Origin of the sequence: Paenibacillus sp. USHLN196, assembly GCF_037144955.1 — a bacterium.
Classification (GTDB): domain Bacteria; phylum Bacillota; class Bacilli; order Paenibacillales; family Paenibacillaceae; genus Paenibacillus; species Paenibacillus xylanexedens_C.
The window spans coordinates 1-379 of sequence record NZ_JBBCYH010000045.1; the positions used below are offsets into that span (position 1 = coordinate 1).

General features: G+C 55.9%; 2 tRNA genes and 1 rRNA gene. All 3 read left to right on the plus strand.

The window, feature by feature from the left end:
- Positions 1–109: ribosomal RNA gene (rrf, locus tag WFI24_RS34225) — 5S ribosomal RNA — on the plus strand; the annotation flags it as partial.
- A 59-nt stretch (positions 110–168) separates the two neighbouring features.
- Positions 169–242: transfer RNA gene (locus WFI24_RS34230), tRNA-Ile, on the plus strand.
- Positions 243–276: 34 nt separating this feature from the next.
- Positions 277–352 (plus strand) — tRNA-Ala (locus tag WFI24_RS34235).
- Positions 353–379: the final 27 nt, after the last annotated feature.

Here is a 379-nt window from a genome sequence, read left to right on the forward strand (position 1 = left end):
CGATGGCGGAGGGGTTCCACACGTACCCATCCCGAACACGACCGTTAAGCCCTCTAGCGCCGATGGTACTTGGACCGCAGGGTCCTGGGAGAGTAGGACGCCGCCAAGCGATTTCCCTTTGGGGTATTTTTTTTGCCCCCCTTGCCTAGGAATAAGGGATATATATTAGGGCCCTTAGCTCAGTTGGTTAGAGCGCACCTCTGATAAGGGTGAGGCCGGTGGTTCGAGTCCACCAGGGCCCATAGTAATACCACAACAAGAAATACAACAGTGTATGGGGCCATAGCTCAGCTGGGAGAGCGCCTGCCTTGCAAGCAGGAGGTCAGCGGTTCGATCCCGCTTGGCTCCACCATTCCCTGATAGCTCAGTTGGTAGAGCA